Source organism: Flavobacterium aquicola (genome assembly GCF_003385115.1).
In the GTDB taxonomy this organism is placed as follows: domain Bacteria; phylum Bacteroidota; class Bacteroidia; order Flavobacteriales; family Flavobacteriaceae; genus Flavobacterium; species Flavobacterium aquicola.
Genome location: NZ_QUNI01000011.1, coordinates 43,511 through 65,507, shown reverse-complemented (window position 1 = coordinate 65,507; position 21,997 = coordinate 43,511). Strand labels below are relative to the sequence as shown.

Below are 21,997 nucleotides of genomic sequence, written 5' to 3'. Positions count from 1 at the left end.
TTCAGTTATGTGCTGAACTTGAATTTTTTTGCCATATGGCAAATTGTCAATAAAAAGTTATTCCTAACTTTCCCGTATGAAAGAATTGGTAAATTTTATTTTGCAGTATGGTAATTTAAACCAGCAGCAAATCGAGTTAATTACAGGAAAAGCAACAGAATTAGAGATTCGTAAAGACGATTATTTTTCTGAGGCTGGTAAAATTTCTACACAGGTTGGCTTTGTTTTAGACGGCGTCATGAGAGTTTGTTATTATGACAATAAAGGCGAGGAAATCACCAAATATTTTATTGATGAAAACAATCTTGTGGTAGATTTAGAAAGTTTTCAAAATAGTATTTGTTCGTCGGCGTATGTTCAGGCCGTTACCGATTGTAAACTTATCGTATTTTCGAAATCAGATTGGGAGGAACTGCTAAACACCATTGTGGGCTGGGATGCCATAGTGCACAAAATTATTGCACGAGCTCTGATGCAGAAAATTGACAGAAGAAGTCCGCTGGTTTCAGAAGATGCTACGACCCGTTATTTGTCTTTCATGGAAAAATACCCCAAAATTCTAAATCGTATTCCGCTTTCGTATCTAGCTTCTTACCTCGGAATCACGCAATCTTCTTTGAGTAGAATAAGAAAAAATATTCGTTAAACTGCTTTTTGCCAAATGACAAATGTTTTCAGTTTTTATCGACGGAGCTTTGTAAAATAAATTTTAAATGATAAAAAATGAAAACAGCATTAATTACTGGAGCAAATAGAAGCATTGGTTTAGAAACAGCCAAACAGCTTTCAAAAAAAGGGTTATTCGTTTATTTAGGAGCCCGTGACCTTCAAAAAGGAGAAGAAGCAGTAAAAGATTTAACTCAAAATGGGTTTAGTAATATCAAGGCCATTCAGATTGATGTTACCAATGAAGAGAGTATTTTGGTGGCCAAAGATATCATTGAAAAGGAGCGGGGCAAATTAGATATTCTAATAAATAACGCTGGAGTTTTAGGAGACGTTCCTCAGGATGCTTCAACAACTGCTGTCGAAAGCATTCAAAAAACATTCGATACCAACTTTTTTGGCGTTATTCGGGTTACTCAGATATTTCTTGAATTGCTAAAGAAATCAGATACTCCAAGAATCAGCAACATAACTTCCGGTCTTGGTTCACTTACTTTACACAGTGATCCTGCATGGAAATATTATGCTATAAAAGCAGTTTCTTATGTTTCATCTAAAACAGCTTTAAATGCTTTTACAGTCACATTGGCCTATGAATTAAGAGATCTGCCTTTTGCAGTGAATGCAATTGATCCAGGTTATACGGCAACAGATTTTAATCATTTTAGCGGTCCAGGAAGTGTAGAAAGTGCCGCAGGTTTTATAATCAAGCATACCTATATTGACGAAAACGGACCAACAGGAAAATTTTTCAGTAATGATATTGAAGATGAAAGCGAAGAAAGTCCTTGGTAATTAATGTTTTGCTCTGTAATTCAGCCAAAAAGCTATAAAGCAAAAAGCCACTTCTATAGTGGCTTTTTGCTTTATATCGAAGGTTATATTTTTTAGTTACTTCCCAATGCAGAAATTAGCAAAAATATTCCCCAGCAGTTCATCATTAGAAACCTGACCCGTAATCAACCCAAATTGATACAAAGCTTCCTTGATATCTAAGGCAATTAAATCACTGGAAAGATTTGTTTCTAAACCAAATTTTACTTTCTGGATTTCGTCTAGAGCCTTTAATAAAGAATCGTAATGTCTTGTGTTAGTTACGATGGTTTCATTATTACGTAAAGCACCAGTGTTGACAAAAGACAGCAACTCATTCTTTAAATCATCGACACCAATTTTTTGTTTTGCAGAAATAAATAATGTTGACAGCTGATTGTTCTCGGTTGTTAGTTCTTGGTGAAAATTATTAATCATTTCTTCAGGAATAATATCTTTTTTGTTGATGATTACCACTAAAGGTTTTAAAGGATATTTGTTTTTTATTTTCTCAATTTCAATTTTTATTGGCGCTAAACCATCAACGATCAGCTTAGAACCATCAACCAATAATAAAACAACCTGAGCCTGTTCAATTTTTTCGAAAGTTTTCTTGATTCCAATGCTTTCCACGACATCTTGTGTTTCTCGAATTCCTGCTGTGTCAATAAATCTAAAACCAATTCCGCCTATTACTAATTCATCTTCAATAGTGTCGCGGGTAGTTCCGGCAATCTCCGAAACGATGGCACGTTCTTCGTTTAATAATGCGTTCAATAAAGTCGATTTTCCTACATTTGGTTCACCGACAATAGCGACTGGGATTCCGTTTTTAATTACATTTCCAACAGCAAATGAATCGATTAGACGTTTAAGTACAAATTCAATTCGGTTTAATAATTCATGGAATTGTGTTCTGTCGGCAAATTCTACATCTTCTTCGGCAAAGTCTAATTCAAGTTCAATTAAGGAAGCAAAATTCAATAATTCCTCGCGTAGTTTGGCAATTTCGTTAGAGAAACCGCCTCGCATTTGCTGCATTGCAATTTGGTGTGACGCTTCGTTATCTGACGAAATTAAATCTGCTACAGCTTCTGCTTGAGATAAATCAAGTTTTCCATTTAGGAATGCTCTTAAGGTAAATTCGCCTGCATCAGCCATTCTACAGCCTTTTCTCAGTAATAATTGAATGATTTGCTGCTGAATATAAGTAGAACCATGACAAGAAATCTCGATGGTGTTTTCGCCTGTATATGAATTTGGACCTTTAAAAACGGAAATCAAAACCTCGTCCAATGTTTTTTGGCCTTCAATTATATGGCCCAAATGTAATGTATGAGATTTCTGTTTAGTCAAATCCTTGTTTTTTATGGATCTAAAAACCGAATTACCTATAGCGATGGCGTTTTCGCCCGAAATACGTATGATGGCAATGGCACCAGCTCCAGAAGGAGTGGCTAAGGCAACTATGGAATCGTTTTGAATCATAACAGGAAATTTATGCAAAAGTAAGCATTATTAGTGATTGACAATAGTAATAGAAACTCCAAAATATCAAACTACTCTAAACAGCAAACTCGAAGCATATCGTCAAATTATATAAATCTAATTGATAATTATCATACTTTATCTGTATGAAATTTTGTAAATTTATGAATTATTGACAATCAGTAAATTAGATAGATATGAAGAAGATATTATTTCCAACTGATTTTTCAGACGTGTCCAAAAACGCATTTATTTATGCATTGAAACTAGCCGATGCGGTTGATGCCGAGATTATAACTTTGCATGTTTATGCATTGGATTCGCCGGCATTTTTGGATGTTTCTATTTATTTACAGGAAATTTACGAGTATGAGGAACTGAGCGAATTCGAAAACTATAAGGATGAAATTCCTATTTTGAGAAACATTGCTCAAGCAAATGATTTGGGACATATACCAATCCGTAATGTGCTTATTCAGGGGAATCTGGTTACCGAAATGCTTAAGATTTCTGATGATGAGAATATCGATTTTATTGTCTTGGGAACAAAAGGAGCGACTCATTTAAGGCAGATATTTTTAGGTACCACACTTACCAAAATAATGGATGAATCCAAAGTTACAGTTTTAGGCGTGCCTGAAAACTGTCAGTTTGCTCCAATTAACAAAATACTTTTTACGACAAAATACCATTTTAACGATATAGAGGCCTTGCAAAAAACGAAAAATCTGGCTAAAATACTGAATTCCCACATCGATTGTCTTAACATAAAACCGCCTCATAAAGTACACAATGATGATTATGTAACCGATTTTAAAAATATTTTTAAAGATTCTGGCGTAGACTTTAATTCCGTTTTGAGCGATGATGTCGAAGGGTCAATTTTAAATTTTATTCAGCAAAATAATATCAACATGCTGGCTATACATATTATTCACAAAGGATTTTTTGAAAAATTATTTCAAGTAAGCCTTTCCAAAAAATTGGCCGTCAATATTAATATTCCAATTCTATCTGTTAAATAAACAGCATTTAAATTTCCTCAGGCTTATAGTTCCGCTATGGCGATTGATTCTATATCTGACGCATTCGTTCTAAACATCATTTGTTAATAAAGAAAAAAATATACAAACAGAATTATACTGTGATACTTAAACCTAAATTCATACAAAATGAAAAAGATTTTATTTCCAACCGATTTTTCCGAAGTGGCAAATAATGCTTTTATCCACGCTTTGGAATTTGCAAAAATTGTCAATGGTGAACTCGTATTATTGCATACTTTCGAGTTGCCCATTGTTGAAAGTTCATTCACTCCCGACAATTATTACACACTTTTTGATTCCATGCAATTGGCACAATATGATATGTTTAAAGGGCAGATTCCAAAACTTCGCGAGATAGCTCATAAACAGCATTTGGAGAGCATCAGGCTGAACCATAAAATCATGGAAGGTGATTTGATTTACAGCATCAAAAAAGCTATCAGGGAAGAACATATAGATTTTGTTGTCATGGGTACTGCAGGTGCTACCGGCTGGGAAGCCTTTTTTATGGGTTCCAATACTGGTGCAGTTCTTACTGCTGTTGATGTTCCGGTACTTAGCGTACCTGTTGAAACTGAATATATCCCAATTAAAACGATTGGTTTCACCACGCGTTTTAGAGACAAAGACAAAGGTGCATTAAAACAAGTGCTGAAAATTGCCAAAAAATCGAATGCAGTTGTGAAATGCCTCTACGTAAAAACTGAAAAATCAGATGTAACCGAAGAAACAATCAGTCAATGGAGGAAAGAATTCGAGTTGGAATCGGTGGAATTTATAATAACAAATAGCGATTACGTCAAAGAAACCATCTTGGATTTTGTTTCCCACAAAAACATTGATATGCTGGCAATGGTGACTCACAAAAGGAATTTCTTTTCAGAGCTGTTTCAGCCCAGCCTTACCCAGAAATTTTCAAATATTTCCCCGGTGCCTGTTTTGGCACTGCATGAAGAAGGGATTTAGATTTCAGAATTTAGATTTTAAAAATTTAGAATTTTTTATTGCCACTGCCATTGATTTTTGCTATTGTCATTGTAATTGATTTTTGCCATTGCCATTGTCATTCCTTACATTTGTTTTTCATTAAAATAGGAATATGGAAATATATAAAAGCAATAGCCAAAACTATTCACAAGAGTTAAAAGCGATTAATACCAAATATAATACTATTAGTTTTTTAAGATTTGTTAGTATTTTACTTTTTCTGGCAAGTTTATTTTATTACATAAAAACCAGCGAGTCGGTATTTGCGATAACAGCAATTGCACTATTCGCTGGTTTTCTTTTTTTGATGCGGATTCATTCAAAATTATCATTTCAAAAAAAGATAAAAATCGTATTGGTTCAAATAAATGATAATGAAAAAAACTATTTAGACCGAAAAACAATCCCTTTTGAAAATGGTGCCGAATTCAATGATTTCCATCATCCGTATGCTTATGATCTGGATATTTTCGGAGAGCATTCGTTGTTTCAAAATCTAAATAGAACAGCTACTTTTATTGGAAAAAAAACGTTAGCAAAACAATTATTAACACTTTTGCCAAACGATGAAATAGTAAAGAATCATCAAGCTGTTCAAGAATTAAGCAAGAAGCTAAATTGGCGCCAGGAGTTTTTGGCTTTCGCCAAAGTAGGGCAGGACAATGAAACATTTTATAAAACTTTGCTGCAATGGAGAGTATACAATAGCAAACCGCTCTCTAAAGGTGCTGTGGTAATTTCATATTTATTTCCTGCACTTTTTGTGTGCTGTCTTATAGCTTATCTGGTGACTTCTAACACGGTTTTCTTGACCTATTCCTCTTTCATGTTTGTAATTAATTTAGGTGTTTTGGGCAATTTTACAAAGAGAATCCAGATGGAAATTGCACAATCCGAAAACATTAATACAATAATCAGTCAATATAGTTTATTGGTTCAAAAAATTGAAAATGAAAGTTTTGAATCTGAAAAGCTTAAGAATTTACAGCAAAAATTAAATTTTAAAGGCCAAAAAGCAAGTGCACATCTTCAAAAATTGGCAGAGTTGTTTTCTAATATGGAAACCATTGGGAATTTTGTAACCGCTTTATTATTTAACGGAACATTTCTTTTTAATCTTCATATTTTAAAATCAATGATTGCCTGGAAAAAAGAGCATGCTGAAGTTTTAGAAGAATGGCTGGAAGTCATTGGTGAATTTGAAATGCTAAATAGTTTAGCCAACTTTGCTTATAATAACCCTGATTTTACGTACCCAAAGCTGAATTCTAATTATGAAATTTCTTTTTCGAATTTAAGTCATCCTTTGTTAAATCCAGCAAGTAGGGTAGGTAATGAGGTAGAGTTTCAGCCACAGTCCTTTATGATATTGACAGGGTCTAACATGTCGGGCAAGAGTACTTTTCTGCGTAGTTTAGGAATTAATATGGTGCTTTCGGGGATGGGTTCGCCTGTTTGTGCAAGCAGTGCCAATGTACATCCTTTGCCTGTTTTAGTTTCCATGCGACTTTCAGATTCATTGTCTGACAGTGAGTCTTATTTCTTTGCCGAAATCAAACGCTTGAAGCAAATTATGGATGAATTGGAGGAAAATCCTGCCTTTGTGCTTTTGGATGAAATTCTGAGAGGTACCAACTCAGATGATAAACGCAACGGAACTATTGAAGTGGTCAAAAAAGTAATAGCCAAAAAAGCTGTCGGGGCTATTGCCACACATGATATTGAAGTTTGTTTAACCACTAATCAATATCCAGATATCTTAACCAATAAATGTTTTGAAGTCGAAATCAGTAATGATGAACTGCACTTTGATTACAAACTTCGTGATGGTATCTGCAAAAATAAAAGTGCTACTTTCCTAATGAAAAAAATGGGAGTTATTTAAAAGGTAGTTGATAGTTGATGGTTGGAGGTGTTCAGTTTTAGTGTTGAGTTATATATTCTATAATCTGTTTTCTGAAATCTATTTTCTGTTCTTCGCAATCTGTAAACTGTTTTTTAGTAAACCTTTAATATAAAATCGTTTAATAATTGCATTGCGAGTATTATTTTTGCATTGTGAACACTTCCAAAATTAAATCCCCAAATTTAATATGACACGAGACCATTATATTCCCTTCAATAAGGAATTCTTACTCGAACAGCAACTGACAGCTTTCTCAGATGATTCTCAAAAGACTGAAGATTTTAAAAAGCTGTTCGATATCGTTGAGCATTATTACCACTACGAAGCTTTTAATCTTAATAGGAATTTAAAGCAGCATTACGCCTTATTCGACCCAGATTTAAGCAAGCACGAAAAAGAGGGCTTTATAGGTAAAAGTGATTTTTTAGTTTTTAAAGAAACGCTTAAAAAAGTGCTGGATCATAGCAATTACAATCGGGTAAGCCAGGAAACTTTAGATGTTGCTTTCAAGAATTCTGATTTGATTGGTTTGGATTTAGCTATAGACTTTAATGCTTTTAAAGATTATGAGGTGTATGTTCGCGGGGAGCATAAGGCCAAGGAAAAGGTCAAGAAATATTTTTTTTGGAAGAAAGAAATAGAGATTGAGTACTACGACCGTGTTATGATTTACCTCAATTATAACGACGCTGACTATCTGAAAAAGAAGAAAGTAAAATTAAAAGGAATTCCCGTTGAGCCTAGTTCGATAGTTCTAAAAATATTCAAGCGAGTTCCTAAAAATGATTTGGAAACCATATTTCCAAATGCAATCCCGATGATGTCAACTACTGATAAACTGCTTTTATGGGTACCTGCAATTTTTGGTGGAGTTTCATTATTAAGTGCCAAAGTAATTCCAGCATTGATTGGTATGTACGGTGCTTATCAATCGGGTGAAACTATTGATTTTTTGAATAGTAAAACCTCCTTGAATCAGGGTTTGATTGCTCTGGGGATTTTAGGAGCCTATTTATTTCGGCAGTATAATAATTATGTAAATAAGAAGATTAGATATTCCAAAATGCTTTCGGACAGTCTTTATTTCAAAAATTTAGGAAACAATAGCGGTGCATTTTATTCATTATTAAATTCTTCGGAAGAAGAAGTGCTTAAAGAAACTATTTTGGCGTATGCTTTTTTAAGCAGAAGTAAAACTCCATTATCAGCAGAAGAACTGGACCATCAAATTGAGTCTTGGTTTTCATCAGAATTAAATACAAATCTTGATTTTGATGTAAAAGATGCTTTGCTCAAACTAAAGAATACTGGGCTTGGTTTAGAAACCAATGGCAAATGGGAAGTTCTTTCTTTGGAAAAATCGCTTATCCAGATTGATGCATTATGGGACGGTGTTTTTGATTATAATCAGCAATAGTTTCACTCCCTCTCTTCTGGAGAGGGTGGGGTGAGGTCAAAAAAAAACCAAAGCTCTGGTTAGTGAGTTTTGGTCTTTTCAAATATAAAAATGGTTTTGGTTAGTTTTGTATTTTAAGGTAACTAGCTGTTTAGCATTACAGGCATCACAAGCATGGTTACGGTTTCGCCTTCTTCCAGTCCATCAATAGGAGTAAGTATTCCGGCTCTGTTTGGTAAAGACATTTCAAGCATTATCATGTCTGATTGCAGGTTGTTCAGCATTTCAGTCAGGAAACGGGAGTTGAAACCTATCTGCATATCGTCACCTTGATAATCACAAGTTAATCTTTCTTCAGCTTTGTTTGAGTAATCAATATCTTCCGCAGAAATGTTTAATTCGGCACCAGCCACTTTTAAACGGATTTGGTGTGTTGTTTTGTTAGAGAAAATCGCAACACGACGTACAGAACTCAAAAATTGAGAACGATCCATCATTAATTTGTTTGGATTTTCTTTTGGGATAACAGCTTCATAATTTGGATATTTTCCATCGATTAAACGACATAATAAAATGTAGTTGTCAAAAGAAAAAGTAGCATTCGAATCGTTATATTCTATTTTTACTTCAGCATCAGAGGATCCTAAAATACTTTTTAAGATATTCAAAGGTTTTTTAGGCATGATAAATTCAGCCACTTGAGATGCTTTCACATCTGATCGAGCGTATTTTACCAATTTGTGAGCATCCGTTGCCACAAAAATCAAACCTTCTGGAGAAAACTGAAAGAAAACCCCAGACATTACTGGACGTAAATCATCATTTCCAGCTGCAAAAATAGTTTTGCTGACAGCAGTTGCTAAAACGTCTGCAGGTACTAATGTTACTGATGGTTCATCTAAGTTTACTGATTTTGGAAATTCTTCTCCTGGAGCATATGCCAGAGCATATTTACCTGAATTGGAACTGATTTCTATAGTGCTGTTTTCTTCAACAGTGAATGTTAGCGGCTGTTCTGGAAAAGTTTTAAGGATTTCCAATAATAACTTTGCTGGAACCGCAACACTTCCTTTGCTTTTAGAGTCAATGGTCAATGTAGCTGACATAGTAGTCTCTAAATCTGAAGCCGAAACAGTTAGTGCGTCATTATTTAATTCAAATAAAAAGTTGTCTAAGATAGGCAAAGTATTGTTGCTGTTGATAACACTTCCTAGAACTTGTAATTGTTTTAATAAGTACGAACTCGATACTATAAATTTCATCTGTAATGTTTTGTTTTAATGGTGTACTTTTTTTAAATAAAATTTGTAATACACTTTACAAATATATTGTAAACTATTCTAGTATTACAATTTTTTTATTAACATCTATTTGCTATATTTTCTTTTTCTAAGATATATAAATAGTATACCAAACAGGCCTAAAAATACAATTGGAATACCGATAGTTAGGAATTGTGTGAAAGTATAATTTTCATAAACCTTTTCTTTATCCAATAAAGGTAAATCAAGATCTTTGCTTCGAATGTTAATAAGTCCTGTGTCGTCCAATAGGTAATTGACACAATTCATCATGAAATCTTTGTTGTCGTATAAATTGCCAGATCTTTGATCATAACCCAATTCTATTGGCTGTCCAGACTTGTCTAATTGATTTTTTATAAGATCTCCATCCGAAATCACGATCATTTTGCTTTCTTTTCCTTTGTTTAAAAAGGATTTATCATCAAATGGCAATATACGATTCTCAAACATCGAATGAAAAGAACCTTCTAATAAAACGGCCATCGGAATATTTCCTTTGTTTAGGTAATCAGCTGGTGACGTTTGTTCCGAAACCATATTTAAACTGATTGGCACTGGGGTTCCTATTTTTTTTGAATAAGGAGAAGATTGTAATAATACCGTTTTTTTAATACCGTTTTTCAACGTGTCTATTGCATTGGCAAAATCAAATTTGATTCCTCCCAGATTTTTAACAATAGGATGTTTGCTGATTGGATATACTTGTGGCGCAAATTTCCAGTTGAAATCCTGATAAGTTGTTGCGCTTCCTTGCTCGCCACTAGCCAATTTTATAGGACTTCCTTGTTCGTCTTTTACTAAATCGGGATTGATACGAACTCCATATTTGAAGAATAAGTCGTTTAGATTTAAGTCTTTTGGGAATGCCAATGTTGCGCCAGTTGGATTATAAAGACTGTCCATTTCGGCATTGACTTGTTCTACCAGCCACAAAGTTTTTCCACCATTGATTATGAATTGATCAAGAACCAGTTTTTCTTCATCGGTAAAAGCTTCGGTTGGTTTGGCAATGACAGCCAAATCATAATTCTGCAAAGATTTTAAAGTTCCTGTTGGATTTTTGGCAACCGAATCCAATGTAAATGGACCAATAAAATAACTTTCACGAACCTGCATCAGGAATTTGGCAATATGTCTTTCCTGAAGTTCTCCATTTCCTTTTATTATAGCAACTTTCTTTTGCTTTCCTTTAGAAATTTTATTGATTCCATCAGAAATAGAATATTCAAGATGCTGAACAGAACCAATCACTTTTTGGGTTGTATTGGTTCCCATAATGTTTTTTAACAATGGAATATTGACTTCCTTATTATTGTAAACTGCAATTGCCCAAGGAAAAACCATCGATTGGGATTGTTTTCCCTTATCGTCAACAGTGATGTTTATTGGTGTAAGCCCTTTTCTATATAGCTCTTTGATTTTATCCATGCTTTCGTCCTTGTTTTCCAGAGGATCTACAAATTCGATGATAATGTTTGAGTTATAAGCCTGAAATTCTTCTAAAAGCTGTCTGGATTCCAGCTGTAATCGCTTGAATTCAGCAGGTAATTCTCCCTGCAGATAGACTTTTATAGATAAAGGCGCTTTTACTTCTTTAATGATTCTTAAAGTTGTAGGCGAAAGCGTATAGCGTTGATCCTGCGTTAAATCAAAACGATGGAAAAAATAATTGCTTATAATGTTCACGAGGAATACTGCTGCGACAGTAATCAATAATGATTTGGCGTTTTTTATATTGAATGCTTTCATTACGACTTGATAGATTTTAAATTATAAACAGTGAACGAAAGAAACAAAATGGCTATACTTGCAAAATAGATGACATCTCGAGTATCAATAACGCCTCGGCTCATGCTTTTATAATGATCCTGCATTCCGAAGTAAGCAATAATTGATGAAAAACTTGGCAGAATTGAAGCCAGTGCTTCAAACCCAAAATAGAATAAGAAACATACGAATACAGCAATAATAAAGGATATAATCTGATTCTCTGAAATCGAAGAAGTAAATATCCCAATTGCAGAATAAGCTGCAATTAAAAATAATAACCCAAAATAGGATCCAATTGTGCTTCCCATGTCAATATTTCCTTCTGGAGAACCCAGATTCCAGATTACCAATACGTAGATGAATGTTGGAATGATGGCAATTACAATTAATAGAAAAGCACCTAAGAATTTTCCGTTTACAATTTCCCAAAGTGTAATAGGTTTGGTAAGCAGTAATTCAAGTGTGCCTTGTTTTTTTTCATCAGAGAAACTTCGCATTGTTACCGCTGGAATTAAGAAAATTAAAATCCATGGTGCCAAAGTAAAAAAGGGAGTCAAATCGGCAAAACCAGTATTCAAAATATTATAATCACTTTCAAAGACCCAAAGAAATAAGCCGTTCCCAATTAAGAACAGCGCAATTACTAAATACCCGATTGGTGAACCAAAGAAGGATTTTATTTCGCGAAATACGATTGACTTCATTTTGTGTTAATTCGTTTATTGTTTAATCTTTTATTTGTCACAAAGAGGCGCAAATATACTAAGTTTTTTAATCTGAATTTGCAGTATGAAAGCTGAAATCTGCTAGTTGGTTACTGCAGACTTACTAATTTATCAACACTCCAGGCTTCAGGTTTTGCATTGAATAATTTCTTGGTGTATTCCCATACATTATAAAAAAGTTCAGAATTTCTATAGTTTTCTAAATCAGCTTCTGTTTCCCAATAACTATAGGTGAAGAATATGCTTTTGTTTTCTTTGTCCTGATACAATTCTAGAAAGCGGTTTCCAGGTGCATTTCGTATTTTGTCTTTCATTAATTCGAAGTTTTCCAAAAAAGCAGGAATATTTTCCTCGTGAAAACTCAGTTTTACAATTCGTACAAGCATATTTATATTCTATTTAGTGAAAAATAAAAAACAATTTCAAAATTCAATTTTCTCTTGTCAATATTCTTTTTTCTAAAATCTTAAATCGAAAATCGTTAATCCTCAATCTTAAATCAGTTTTTAAATGTTATAGAAACCAAATCCCTGTAATTTAGACCGAGTAATGTACTCGCAGATCCCACTGTTAACGGATTGCTCCTGAAAATTGCTATTTCCAAAAAGCCAGCCTCATTAAAAATAGCCATTTTTTCTCCTTCATAATATTTTACAGGATATTTATCAGAAGTGGCAATCGCCGAATAATAGGGTAGAATAGTTTTTATAACAGTTCTTTTAAAAGTAATTTCATAAGCTCTTCCTTTGGAATATTCTAAAAACTGTTTTTTTGAAATATTAGTAACTACATTCCCAAGATGGTCAATATATATAACATTCCCTTTTAATTCGGTAGCATCCTCAGATACTATCACCTGCAGATCGGTTACCTGTTTTAAACTATTGATTTCTTTGCCAATTACGCTTAGTGCACCGCCTTTTGCAATATGACAAGCGACTTTTACAAAAACATCAAGATCAGTGGCTTCACTGTGTAAACGATCATGAATCGTTATAGTGACAATTTTTTGCGGAATAATCTTTTGCGAAAGCATGCTCAATATGCCATTATCTGCTGCAATAAAGAAATGATCGTTCCACTGCATGACAATATGCTGATTTTCTTTGTTTGCTTCCAAATCGACTCCTATAATATGAACTGTTCCTTTAGGAAAGCTGTTGTATGAAGCCGAAACGATGTAACTGGCTTCGGCAGTGTTGAATGGATCAATGTAATGTGAAATGTCAACAATTACAGCGTCAGAATACTCAGATAATATTTTCCCTTTCAAAGCACCGACAAAGTGGTCTTTCAAGCCGTAATCGGTAGTAAGGGTAATTATTGACATAAAATTGTTTATAACTATTGAGTTTTGAAGCGGCCGAAACTTATTTTTTCTTAAATTTGAAAAATGCAAAGCTAAAGTATTTTATACTTTATTTAAACACAAATTCATTTGAATTAAAACAAATACCACAACCATGTCAAAGTCTATTTTTATTTTATTACTTTTAGTTAGTAGTGTGAATTTATTTAGTCAAGAAAATATTTCGAAAAATAAAATAACTAAGTCAGATATTTTAGATAAAAAGACTAAAATAAAAAAAGCAAAAATTGGAGTACTAAATGAAGCAGAGATTGATTTACTGCTTAACAACAATCTTTGTGAAATTTTGTCCATTAAACCTTCGGACTTACTGAATGAAGAAATGTTGAAAAAGTTAAGAGCTAACGTATAATTAAAAACTAGAATTTCCCAAATTCTAGAGAAGATGTTTTTTAGTGTTATTTACCGATTTAGAAATTAAAACTGTGATTTAATAATTGCAGCGTAAAGATTGATATTAGTTTAATCTCAATTAATTAACTTAAAAACTTCTTATTTTGAACGAAAGAATAATAGAGCTCATAGATATTGCTCCCAAAGATTTTTGGGGTACGCACGACTCGCATTTAGAGTCAATTAAAAAATATTATCCAAAACTAAAAATTGTAGCGAGAGGCACGACGCTAAAGGCATTTGGCGACAAAGATGTTTTAGATGAATTTGAAATGCGGTTCCAGCGTTTGATGTTGCACTTTACCAGATATAATACAATTGACGATAATGTAATCGAACGAGTGATTTCAAGTGACTCCAAAGAAGAATCCCGTATATTTGGTCATGACAAAATTTTAGTTCATGGTGTAGGCGGAAAAATTATCAAAGCCATGACTCCCAATCAGCAGTTGCTGGTTGACACTATGGAGAAAAATGATATGGTTTTTGCAGTTGGTCCTGCCGGTACTGGAAAAACATATACAGGAGTTGCGATGGCTGTAAAAGCATTAAAGGAAAAACAAGTCAAGCGTATTATCCTAACCAGACCTGCTGTCGAAGCTGGAGAAAATCTTGGTTTTCTTCCTGGTGATATGAAAGAAAAACTTGATCCATACATGCAGCCGTTATATGACGCATTACGCGATATGCTTCCTAATGAAAAACTCGAAGATTATATATTAAAGGGAATCATACAAATTGCGCCTTTGGCCTTCATGAGAGGAAGAACTTTAGATCATGCCTTTGTAATTTTGGATGAAGCGCAAAATACGACGCATTCCCAGATGAAAATGTTTTTGACGCGTATGGGTAAAAGTGCTAAGTTTATGATTACGGGCGATCCTGGCCAAGTTGATTTACCTCGACGAACTATTTCCGGTCTAAAGGAAGCTTTATTAGTTTTAAAAGATGTAGACGGCATTGGTATTATTTACCTTGATGATAAAGATATAGTACGTCATAGATTAGTCAAAAAAGTGATTGATGCATATAAGCAAATTGAGAACAATGATTATTAAGCTGAAAAGACTCAGTAATTTAATTATATAGATGTCATAATAATTATAAGAGAGAAACTCGATTGATGGGTTTCTCTCTTTTTTTGTTAGATATATTTAGTCTTTTATGGGTTTTGTAATTTAATTAAGTTTGATCTGAAAATTTAAGTTAACAGATGTATATAATTAAGTTAAATGCATTCCATAAGAATTACAACCTTTTGGCTATATTATTGAAAAGCAATAAATTTGCAATGATTAAAATGAAATTGAAATTTTAAAATGTCGAAACAAAAAATTAAAGTAGTAATCAGCGATTTAGACGGAACATTACTCAACTCAGATCATACTATATCAGATTATACCAAATCTGTTTTCCAAGAACTTCACAAACAGAATTATTTAATTATTGTTGCCACGGGACGTCATCACATGGATGCAATGGCAATTATTAATACTTTGGGTTTTCCTGTTTATTTAGTGACTTCAAATGGAGCCCGAATCCATTCGCCGCAAAAAGAACTTTTGTATTCTTTTGATATGAATGGAGATTCGGTTAAATCTGTTTTGGCACTCGATATTGATCCAGAAATTACAACTGTTTTATTTAAAGAAACGGTTTGGCAGACTTCAAAAAATAATAGTAAGCTCAACGCTTTTCAAAAAGATTTAGCTTATCCTCCTCAAGTAGTGAATTTTGCTGAACTGGAAGATTTCAATGCTATAAAAATATTTTTTACTCATGATAATCATCAAAAATTGGTGGATTTAAAAGAGAAAATTCTTGAAAGCCATTTAGATGTTTTCAGTCATGCTTTTAGTCTGCCTATTTGTTTAGAATTTATGGATAAGTCTGTGGATAAATCTGTGGCAATTTCTAAAATATTAGAAAAAGAAGGTTTTTCATTTGAGGAAGCAATCACATTTGGCGATGGTTTCAATGATGAAAAAATGCTGACTTCTGCAGGAATTGGATTGATTATGGGGAATGCGCCCGAAAATTTAAAAGAAAAATTGCATCATTTACAAGTTATTTCAACAAACAACGAAGATGGGGTAGCAAGTTATCTGTCTTTAAATTTAGAAAATATCGGGAAAAAACATAAGAAAACAAAGGCTTAAGGAAATTGTAATAATAGGCAGAAATAAAGTTTTGAACTGGAAACAGAACTTTTGGTTTTCCTTGCGTTCTCTATTAATTAGTTTTAAATTTGCCTAGATATAAATAATAACACAACACACTACTAATGAGCAATACAATTACCACTACCGATTTTAATTTTCCTAACCAGAAGTCTGTTTATCGAGGAAAAGTAAGAGAAGTTTACAATATAAATGATGATTTACTTGTAATGATTGCTACTGACAGGCTTTCGGCATTTGATGTAGTTTTGCCAAAAGGTATTCCGTATAAAGGTCAGATTCTAAATCAGATTGCTACAAAGTTCATGGAATTAACTCAGGATATTGTACCAAATTGGTTAATTGCTACTCCAGACCCGAGTGTTGCTGTTGGGCATTTGTGTGAGCCTTTTAAAGTTGAAATGGTAATTCGCGGTTATGTTTCAGGACATGCTGCACGTGAATATGCTCTTGGTAAAAGACAGATTTGTGGCGTAACCATGGCTGAAGGTTTAAAAGAAAATGATAAATTTCCAGAACCGATTATTACGCCAACTACCAAAGCAGATAACGGTTCTCATGATGAAGATATTTCTCGTGAAGACATTTTAGCTAAAGGTATCGTTACTGAAGAAGATTATTTAGTTTTAGAGAAATATACACGTGCCTTGTTTCAAAGAGGAACTGAAATCGCAGCTAGCCGTGGCTTGATTTTGGTAGATACCAAATATGAATTTGGAAAAACCAAAGACGGTGTAATTGTTTTGATTGATGAAATTCACACTCCTGATTCTTCCCGTTATTTTTATTCAGAAGGATATCAGGAAAGACAAGATAAAGGTGAAGAACAAAAACAATTGTCAAAAGAATTTGTTAGACGCTGGTTAATTCAAAATGGTTTTCAAGGCTTGGAAGGACAGCAGATTCCTGATATGACTGACGAGTATATTGAAACAGTTTCGGAAAGATATATAGAATTATACGAAAACATTATTGGTGAAAAGTTTGTAAAAGCTGATATTGACAATATAGTTGAACGTATTGACAAAAACGTATTAGCTTACCTTGATTCTAAAGTTTAATTTTCGCGGTTTAAACTAATTTTTTAAACCATGAATTTTATACCAAATATAAAAAATGCCTTACTATTTATAATTTTAATAGCAGGGCATTTTCTTTTTGCACAGGTTGACAAAAATACAACAAGTGAAACGATAAATTTATATAATAATTTAAAGGAAATATCAAAAAAGAATATTCTTTTTGGACATCAGCATGCTCTTGAATATGGTCATGGCTGGTCAAATGAAACTGATAGATCAGATGTAAAGTCTGTTACGGGTTCACATCCGGCCGTAATTGGAATCGATTTTAGCGGTTTTTCCGGTCAGTCAAAGGATGAAATTGAAAAAACAAAAGAAGTTCTAAGAAAGAATGTTGTTGCTACTTATGAGCGAGGCGGGATTACAACTGTTTCCTGGCATTTTATAAATCCAGCATCTGGAGGAGGTTTTTATTGGAAAGACTCAATTTCTGTACCAGCAATGTCTTTGATAAAAGCAGGTGGTTCTCATCATGAACAATACAAAGAAATTTTAAAAACAATTGCTGATTTCGCTCATTCTGTAAAAGGAAAGAACGGAACTTTAGCGCCAATGATTTTCAGGCCTTATCATGAGTTTGATGGTGATTGGTTTTGGTGGGGAAAAAAATATACTTCTCGTGAAGATTTTATTGCTGTTTGGCAGTTTACAGTATCTTATTTGAAAGATACATTAGGTGTTCACAATTTTATATACGCTTTTTCACCAGACAATAGATTTAATTCCGAAACTGAGTATTTAGAGCGGTATCCCGGTGATGATTTTGTAGATCTTTTTGGTATGGACGATTATGGAGATTTTGGTCGAGATGGGAAGTATGATCTTAAAGCTGGGGTTAAAAAGCTCAAAATAATCTCTGACACAGCTATAAAAAAAGACAAATTAGCTGCTTTTACAGAAACAGGTTTGGAATCGATTACAAATAAAACTTGGTGGACAGAAACACTGCTGAAAACTTTAAAGAGCGAAAATTTGAAATTGGCTTATGTTCTGGTTTGGAGAAACGATGCTTCAAGTCCGACACATTATTATGCTCCATTTCCAGAACAAATAAGTGTTCCGGATTTTATGAAATTTTACAATAATTCATTTACTTTATTTGAAAATAATTTAGAAAATATTTATACTAAAAAATTTAAAATTAAATAGTGTACTGATTCTGAAATACAAAAAAGTGCAATTGAGTTTTCTTGATATATTTTCTACCATAAAAAAAAAACTCTTCTGAGGGGAAGAGTTTTTTATAAAATTATTTTTTGATTATATCTTCAAGAACAGCTTTGTTTTCATAATTAATTATCTTAATTGTGATTTGCTGATTTTTTTTTGTTTTGCCATCAATTATATAAAGTTTTCCTTTTTTATAAGGAACGTTGCTTTGATCGAAATCAACGTCTCCAAGTTTTAAAGTAGTTTTAATATCTGTAGTATCTATCCATTTTTCTGATAAAATAGCGGATGCTTTGTCTGAATAGAAAAAGGGCTTGGTGCTTAAATCGTTCAAAACTCTGGCATTTGGAAAATAATTACAGCGGGTATCTTTTCCGCTAAAAAAAGCAGCAACAATAAATCCTCCCATTATTAAACCTATTAAATAGTAAGCAAAACGTTGTACAAAACTCATATTTTAATTTTTCGGCAAAGGTATGGGAAAGTTTAGTTAAAAAACAATTAAATTAATATCGTTATCAGGTAAGTCAAACCAATCGCCAATTGCCTTGTTGGTTAGAATTCCATGATATAGATACACACCGTTTTTTAATCCTGAATTGCAGCGTATGGCACTTTCGATACCGCCGTCTTCTGCAATTTGTAATAAGTATGGTGTAATGATATTACTTATAGAAAGTGACGCAGTTTTTGAATATCTCGAAGGAATATTCGGTACACAATAGTGCAAAACATTACTCTTAAGAAAGGTTGGTTTTTCGTGAGTAGTGACCTCTGAAGTTTCAAAACAGCCTCCTGTATCGATACTGATATCAACAATTACTGCTCCTTTTTTCATATGTTCGACCATCGTTTCGCTCACTACAACAGGACATCGCTCTTTTCCTCTCATAGCACCAATGGCAACATCGCAGCGTCTAAGTGCTTTCAGTAAAGATTTTTGTTGAATAGTTGAAGTAAAAATACGCTGGCTCAGATTGTTCTGCAGTCTGCGAAGCTTCGTTATTGAATTATCAAAAACTTTGACACTTGCCCCAAGACCAATAGCAGTTTTTGCAGCAAATTCGCCTGCAGTTCCTGCTCCAAGAATAACTACTTCAGTAGGAGCAACTCCAGTAATATTTCCAAAAAGAAGTCCTTTTCCAAATTCGTTTGTAATCATTAATTCGGCAGCAATCAATATAGAAGCAGTTCCAGCAATTTCGCTTAATGAGCGTACAGCAGGGTAGGAGCCGTCTTCATCTTTTAAATATTCAAAAGCTAATGAAGTTATTTTTTTTCGGGACAAAGCTTCAAAATAGGCTTTTTTTCTTGTTTTTAACTGAATAGCTGAAATAAGGATGGTTTTTGAATTCATCATTTCAATTTCGGCAATGGTAGGCGGTTCTACTTTTAAAATCATTGGACAGCCAAAGACTTTTTTGGTGTCCTGGCTAATTTCGGCACCAGCATCAGAATATTCTTTGTCACTGTAACTGGAACTCATTCCGGCTCCAGCCTCAATCATTACCCGATGTCCTTGATAGGTAAGGGAATTCACGGCATCTGGAGTAAGGCAAATGCGTCTTTCCTGGTAACTATTCTCTTTTGGAATCCCTATAAAAAGTTGGCTTTTATGTCTGGCTATTTCTAGTTTTTCTTCTTGAGGCAGTAATTGTTCTTTTGTAAATGGGCTTAAAGACATTGATGTAATGGAATTAGTGGTACAATTTACAAAAAAGATTCAAAGTATACTGTTTTAAAATGTCTAATTACAAATACAAAAGGGATTAAATTTAGCATAAATTTCTTTCCATTTTGATATCGGCTCTTTCGTAAATACCTTCTTCGACTGGAATTTCTTTGAAGCCAAAGCTTTCGTATAAATGTATTGCGGGCAGTAATTTTCGATTGGAATACAGAATTAGTTTTTGAATTCCTTTAGCTTTAGCCTTATTCAGACAATGTTCTAATAGTTTTTTACCAATTCCTAATCCTTGATTTCCATCAGAAACTGCCATTTTCGATAATTCAAAAGTCGCATTGTCAATTTTTAATAAAGAAACTGTGCCTACAATTTTGTTATCGTATTGCGCATAAAAAATCATTCCTCCTTTGTCTATTATTTCAGCCTGAGGATTAGATAATGTCTTTTCATCTTTGGGTTCAACCCTGAAATACTTTTGAAGCCATTCAAAATTTAAGGTTTTAATGTGCTCCTTTAATTCGGCTGAAAAAGGAATAATTTCGACTTTATTGGCATCTGAAACCATAATTTCAATCTATTTTAACTCTAATAATCGTTCGCCAGTAGGTAATAATTCAATATTTATTACAGTATGTTCCAGCGGAATCAAATTTGCAATTTTTTCTGACCATTCGATAAAACACCAATTGCCAGAATACAAATAATCATCCACGCCCATATCCAAGGCTTCAGTTTCCTTATTTAACCGATAAAAATCAAAGTGATAAACGGTTTGATTGTTTGTAGTTTGATATTCATTTACCAGCGAAAAAGTGGGACTGCTGGTTGCGTCATTTACGCCCAATGTTTTACAAAGCTGTTTGATTAATGTCGTTTTACCAACGCCCATATCCCCATTGAAAAGGATTACTTTATTTGGGTTTTGATCTAAAATTTGTTGAGCAACTTCTGCAAGTTGGTCTATGGAAAATGTAATTGTCATTTTTTTATTCAGTTATGTGTTTCAATTTTAAGTTACTGTGCTATGTGGGTATTTATTTTTTTAGCCAGTTCACTAAATTATTTATGAAAGCATCTTGTTGGTCTACAAATAAATAATGCGAACAATTATCTATCAAGGAAAAATTGGGTTCACCAACAATTTCTTTAATTTCATTTATTTGTGATTCTCCAAAAATCCTATCTTGTTTTCCATAAACTGCATATATTTTGATTTGGTTTTTTATCTTTTTTAAGTTGTATTTAGTTTCAATATTTTTTAAAGATTCATTTTTATAAAACATAATTGGCGCATTTTGATTTCTAATATTATTTTCGAAAATATTATTTTTATAATCTTCTCTTAATTTTTCAGATATTTTTGTTGGCTTTGGCATCTTAAAAAAATTATTTTCACTTGCCAGCTCAAAACATTTTGCTCTATATTCTGCCGAATTATTGTCAAGTTTTTTTACTTCATTAATTTGATTCAGCTTTAAGGTGTCATTATTATTTATGTAAATTTCATTTACAGATTTTAATATGTTATTATATGTTTCCTGTTGTGAAAACAAAGCACCAGCAAGAATTAATGATTCAACTTTTTGAGGATATTTTTCTGAAAAAAGGGTTGCTACTAATCCTCCAAAACTGTGCCCGATAATATTTGCTTTTTCAATATTGTATTTTTTGTAAATATCATTTAAATCTTTAAAATATTCCTGATAAGTAAATGTTGCCAAAGAATCAATTGATCTTCCTTCTCCTCGTCTGTCATAAATGATTACATAAAATCCTTTTTCAGCAAGTTTTTCAGCAGTTGTGTATTCAAAAAGTGTTGAATTTCCACTAGGTCCGCCGTGAATAAATATGATGGCTTTATTTTTTAAGTTTCCAAATGCTTTCGAATAGATATTTTGCCCTCTTGAATAAAATGTTGTTAAAAGTAAAAATAGCAATAATATTTGTTTCATTTTTTTGGCTTGTATTTCTATTCTGCTTGGGGAAAATGATCCATAACGAACAAATATAATAAA

Annotated in this window: 22 protein-coding genes; 11 read left to right on the top strand and 11 right to left on the bottom strand. The window is 33.1% G+C overall.

The features are described 5' to 3' along the window. The first annotated feature begins 76 nt into the window (after positions 1-76). Entirely contained in the window at positions 77-646 is a 570-nt protein-coding gene (locus tag C8P67_RS16730; protein ID WP_115814331.1) for a Crp/Fnr family transcriptional regulator, read from the top strand. Between the two features lie 77 nt (positions 647-723). Beyond that, positions 724-1,461, top strand: coding sequence for an SDR family NAD(P)-dependent oxidoreductase (locus C8P67_RS16725; RefSeq protein ID WP_115814330.1), 738 nt, complete (start codon positions 724-726; stop codon positions 1,459-1,461). Positions 1,462-1,557: 96 nt separating this feature from the next. On the opposite strand, the gene mnmE is transcribed toward C8P67_RS16725, so the two are convergent. Next, complete coding sequence (gene mnmE, locus C8P67_RS16720) at positions 1,558-2,967, bottom strand: tRNA uridine-5-carboxymethylaminomethyl(34) synthesis GTPase MnmE (protein WP_115814329.1); 1,410 nt, start codon at positions 2,965-2,967, stop codon at positions 1,558-1,560. A gap of 197 nt (positions 2,968-3,164) precedes the next feature. On the opposite strand from mnmE, the gene C8P67_RS16715 reads away from it, so the two are divergent. From C8P67_RS16715 to C8P67_RS16700, 4 genes are all read left to right on the top strand, one after another. After that, positions 3,165-3,992: a universal stress protein gene (locus C8P67_RS16715; RefSeq protein ID WP_115814328.1), complete on the top strand. Its 828-nt coding sequence runs from the start codon at positions 3,165-3,167 to the stop codon at positions 3,990-3,992. Between the two features lie 147 nt (positions 3,993-4,139). Next, entirely contained in the window at positions 4,140-4,979 is an 840-nt protein-coding gene (locus C8P67_RS16710) for a universal stress protein (RefSeq protein ID WP_115814327.1), read from the top strand. Positions 4,980-5,112: 133 nt separating this feature from the next. Continuing rightward, a complete protein-coding gene (locus C8P67_RS16705) occupies positions 5,113-6,885 on the top strand; it encodes a MutS-related protein (protein WP_115814326.1) in 1,773 nt (590 codons plus the stop codon). A gap of 208 nt (positions 6,886-7,093) precedes the next feature. Further along, positions 7,094-8,323, top strand: a complete 1,230-nt coding sequence (locus C8P67_RS16700) for a TMEM143 family protein (RefSeq protein WP_115814325.1) — start codon at positions 7,094-7,096, stop codon at positions 8,321-8,323. A gap of 122 nt (positions 8,324-8,445) precedes the next feature. Here C8P67_RS16700 and dnaN read toward each other — a convergent pair whose 3' ends face one another. From dnaN to C8P67_RS16675, 5 genes are all read right to left on the bottom strand, one after another. Then, the gene (dnaN, locus tag C8P67_RS16695) at positions 8,446-9,564 is read right to left on the bottom strand and encodes a DNA polymerase III subunit beta (RefSeq protein ID WP_115814324.1); all 1,119 of its coding nucleotides are present in this window, start codon (positions 9,562-9,564) and stop codon (positions 8,446-8,448) included. Positions 9,565-9,669: 105 nt separating this feature from the next. After that, entirely contained in the window at positions 9,670-11,355 is a 1,686-nt protein-coding gene (gene gldG, locus C8P67_RS16690) for a gliding motility-associated ABC transporter substrate-binding protein GldG (protein ID WP_115814323.1), read from the bottom strand. Beyond that, entirely contained in the window at positions 11,355-12,080 is a 726-nt protein-coding gene (gene gldF / locus C8P67_RS16685) for a gliding motility-associated ABC transporter permease subunit GldF (RefSeq protein WP_115814322.1), read from the bottom strand. The genes gldG and gldF overlap by 1 nt, the downstream gene beginning before the upstream one ends. Before the next feature lie 110 nt (positions 12,081-12,190). Continuing rightward, positions 12,191-12,487 (bottom strand): putative quinol monooxygenase, encoded by a 297-nt coding sequence (locus C8P67_RS16680; protein ID WP_115814321.1) that lies wholly within the window; start codon positions 12,485-12,487, stop codon positions 12,191-12,193. 113 nt (positions 12,488-12,600) lie between these two features. Then, positions 12,601-13,431 carry an SAM hydrolase/SAM-dependent halogenase family protein gene (locus C8P67_RS16675; RefSeq protein WP_115814320.1) on the bottom strand — a complete coding sequence of 277 codons (831 nt, stop codon included), beginning with the start codon at positions 13,429-13,431 and terminating at the stop codon, positions 12,601-12,603. A gap of 133 nt (positions 13,432-13,564) precedes the next feature. Here C8P67_RS16675 and C8P67_RS16670 point away from each other — a divergent pair, with 133 nt between their 5' ends. The 5 genes from C8P67_RS16670 (at position 13,565) to C8P67_RS16650 (ending at position 18,274) form a co-directional block, all read left to right on the top strand. Next, the gene (locus C8P67_RS16670) at positions 13,565-13,822 is read left to right on the top strand and encodes a hypothetical protein (protein WP_115814319.1); all 258 of its coding nucleotides are present in this window, start codon (positions 13,565-13,567) and stop codon (positions 13,820-13,822) included. Between the two features lie 145 nt (positions 13,823-13,967). Further along, the gene (locus C8P67_RS16665; protein ID WP_115814318.1) at positions 13,968-14,921 is read left to right on the top strand and encodes a PhoH family protein; all 954 of its coding nucleotides are present in this window, start codon (positions 13,968-13,970) and stop codon (positions 14,919-14,921) included. Positions 14,922-15,182: 261 nt separating this feature from the next. Further along, on the top strand, positions 15,183-16,022 hold the full coding sequence (locus C8P67_RS16660) for a Cof-type HAD-IIB family hydrolase (RefSeq protein WP_115814317.1): 840 nt from the start codon (positions 15,183-15,185) through the stop codon (positions 16,020-16,022). A gap of 125 nt (positions 16,023-16,147) precedes the next feature. Then, complete coding sequence (locus tag C8P67_RS16655) at positions 16,148-17,104, top strand: phosphoribosylaminoimidazolesuccinocarboxamide synthase (RefSeq protein WP_115814316.1); 957 nt, start codon at positions 16,148-16,150, stop codon at positions 17,102-17,104. Between the two features lie 30 nt (positions 17,105-17,134). After that, a complete protein-coding gene (locus C8P67_RS16650; protein ID WP_115814315.1) occupies positions 17,135-18,274 on the top strand; it encodes a glycoside hydrolase family 26 protein in 1,140 nt (379 codons plus the stop codon). 100 nt (positions 18,275-18,374) lie between these two features. Here the strand turns inward: C8P67_RS16650 and C8P67_RS16645 are convergent, their stop codons facing one another. From C8P67_RS16645 to C8P67_RS16625, 5 genes are all read right to left on the bottom strand, one after another. Then, the gene (locus C8P67_RS16645) at positions 18,375-18,749 is read right to left on the bottom strand and encodes a DUF4258 domain-containing protein (RefSeq protein ID WP_115814314.1); all 375 of its coding nucleotides are present in this window, start codon (positions 18,747-18,749) and stop codon (positions 18,375-18,377) included. Positions 18,750-18,785: 36 nt separating this feature from the next. Beyond that, complete coding sequence (locus tag C8P67_RS16640) at positions 18,786-19,979, bottom strand: alanine dehydrogenase (RefSeq protein WP_115814313.1); 1,194 nt, start codon at positions 19,977-19,979, stop codon at positions 18,786-18,788. A gap of 91 nt (positions 19,980-20,070) precedes the next feature. Then, entirely contained in the window at positions 20,071-20,547 is a 477-nt protein-coding gene (locus C8P67_RS16635) for a GNAT family N-acetyltransferase (RefSeq protein ID WP_115814312.1), read from the bottom strand. A 9-nt stretch (positions 20,548-20,556) separates the two neighbouring features. Continuing rightward, complete coding sequence (gene tsaE / locus C8P67_RS16630; protein ID WP_115814311.1) at positions 20,557-20,964, bottom strand: tRNA (adenosine(37)-N6)-threonylcarbamoyltransferase complex ATPase subunit type 1 TsaE; 408 nt, start codon at positions 20,962-20,964, stop codon at positions 20,557-20,559. Between the two features lie 52 nt (positions 20,965-21,016). Beyond that, positions 21,017-21,934 (bottom strand): alpha/beta hydrolase, encoded by a 918-nt coding sequence (locus C8P67_RS16625; protein WP_115814310.1) that lies wholly within the window; start codon positions 21,932-21,934, stop codon positions 21,017-21,019. Positions 21,935-21,997 lie beyond the last annotated feature (63 nt).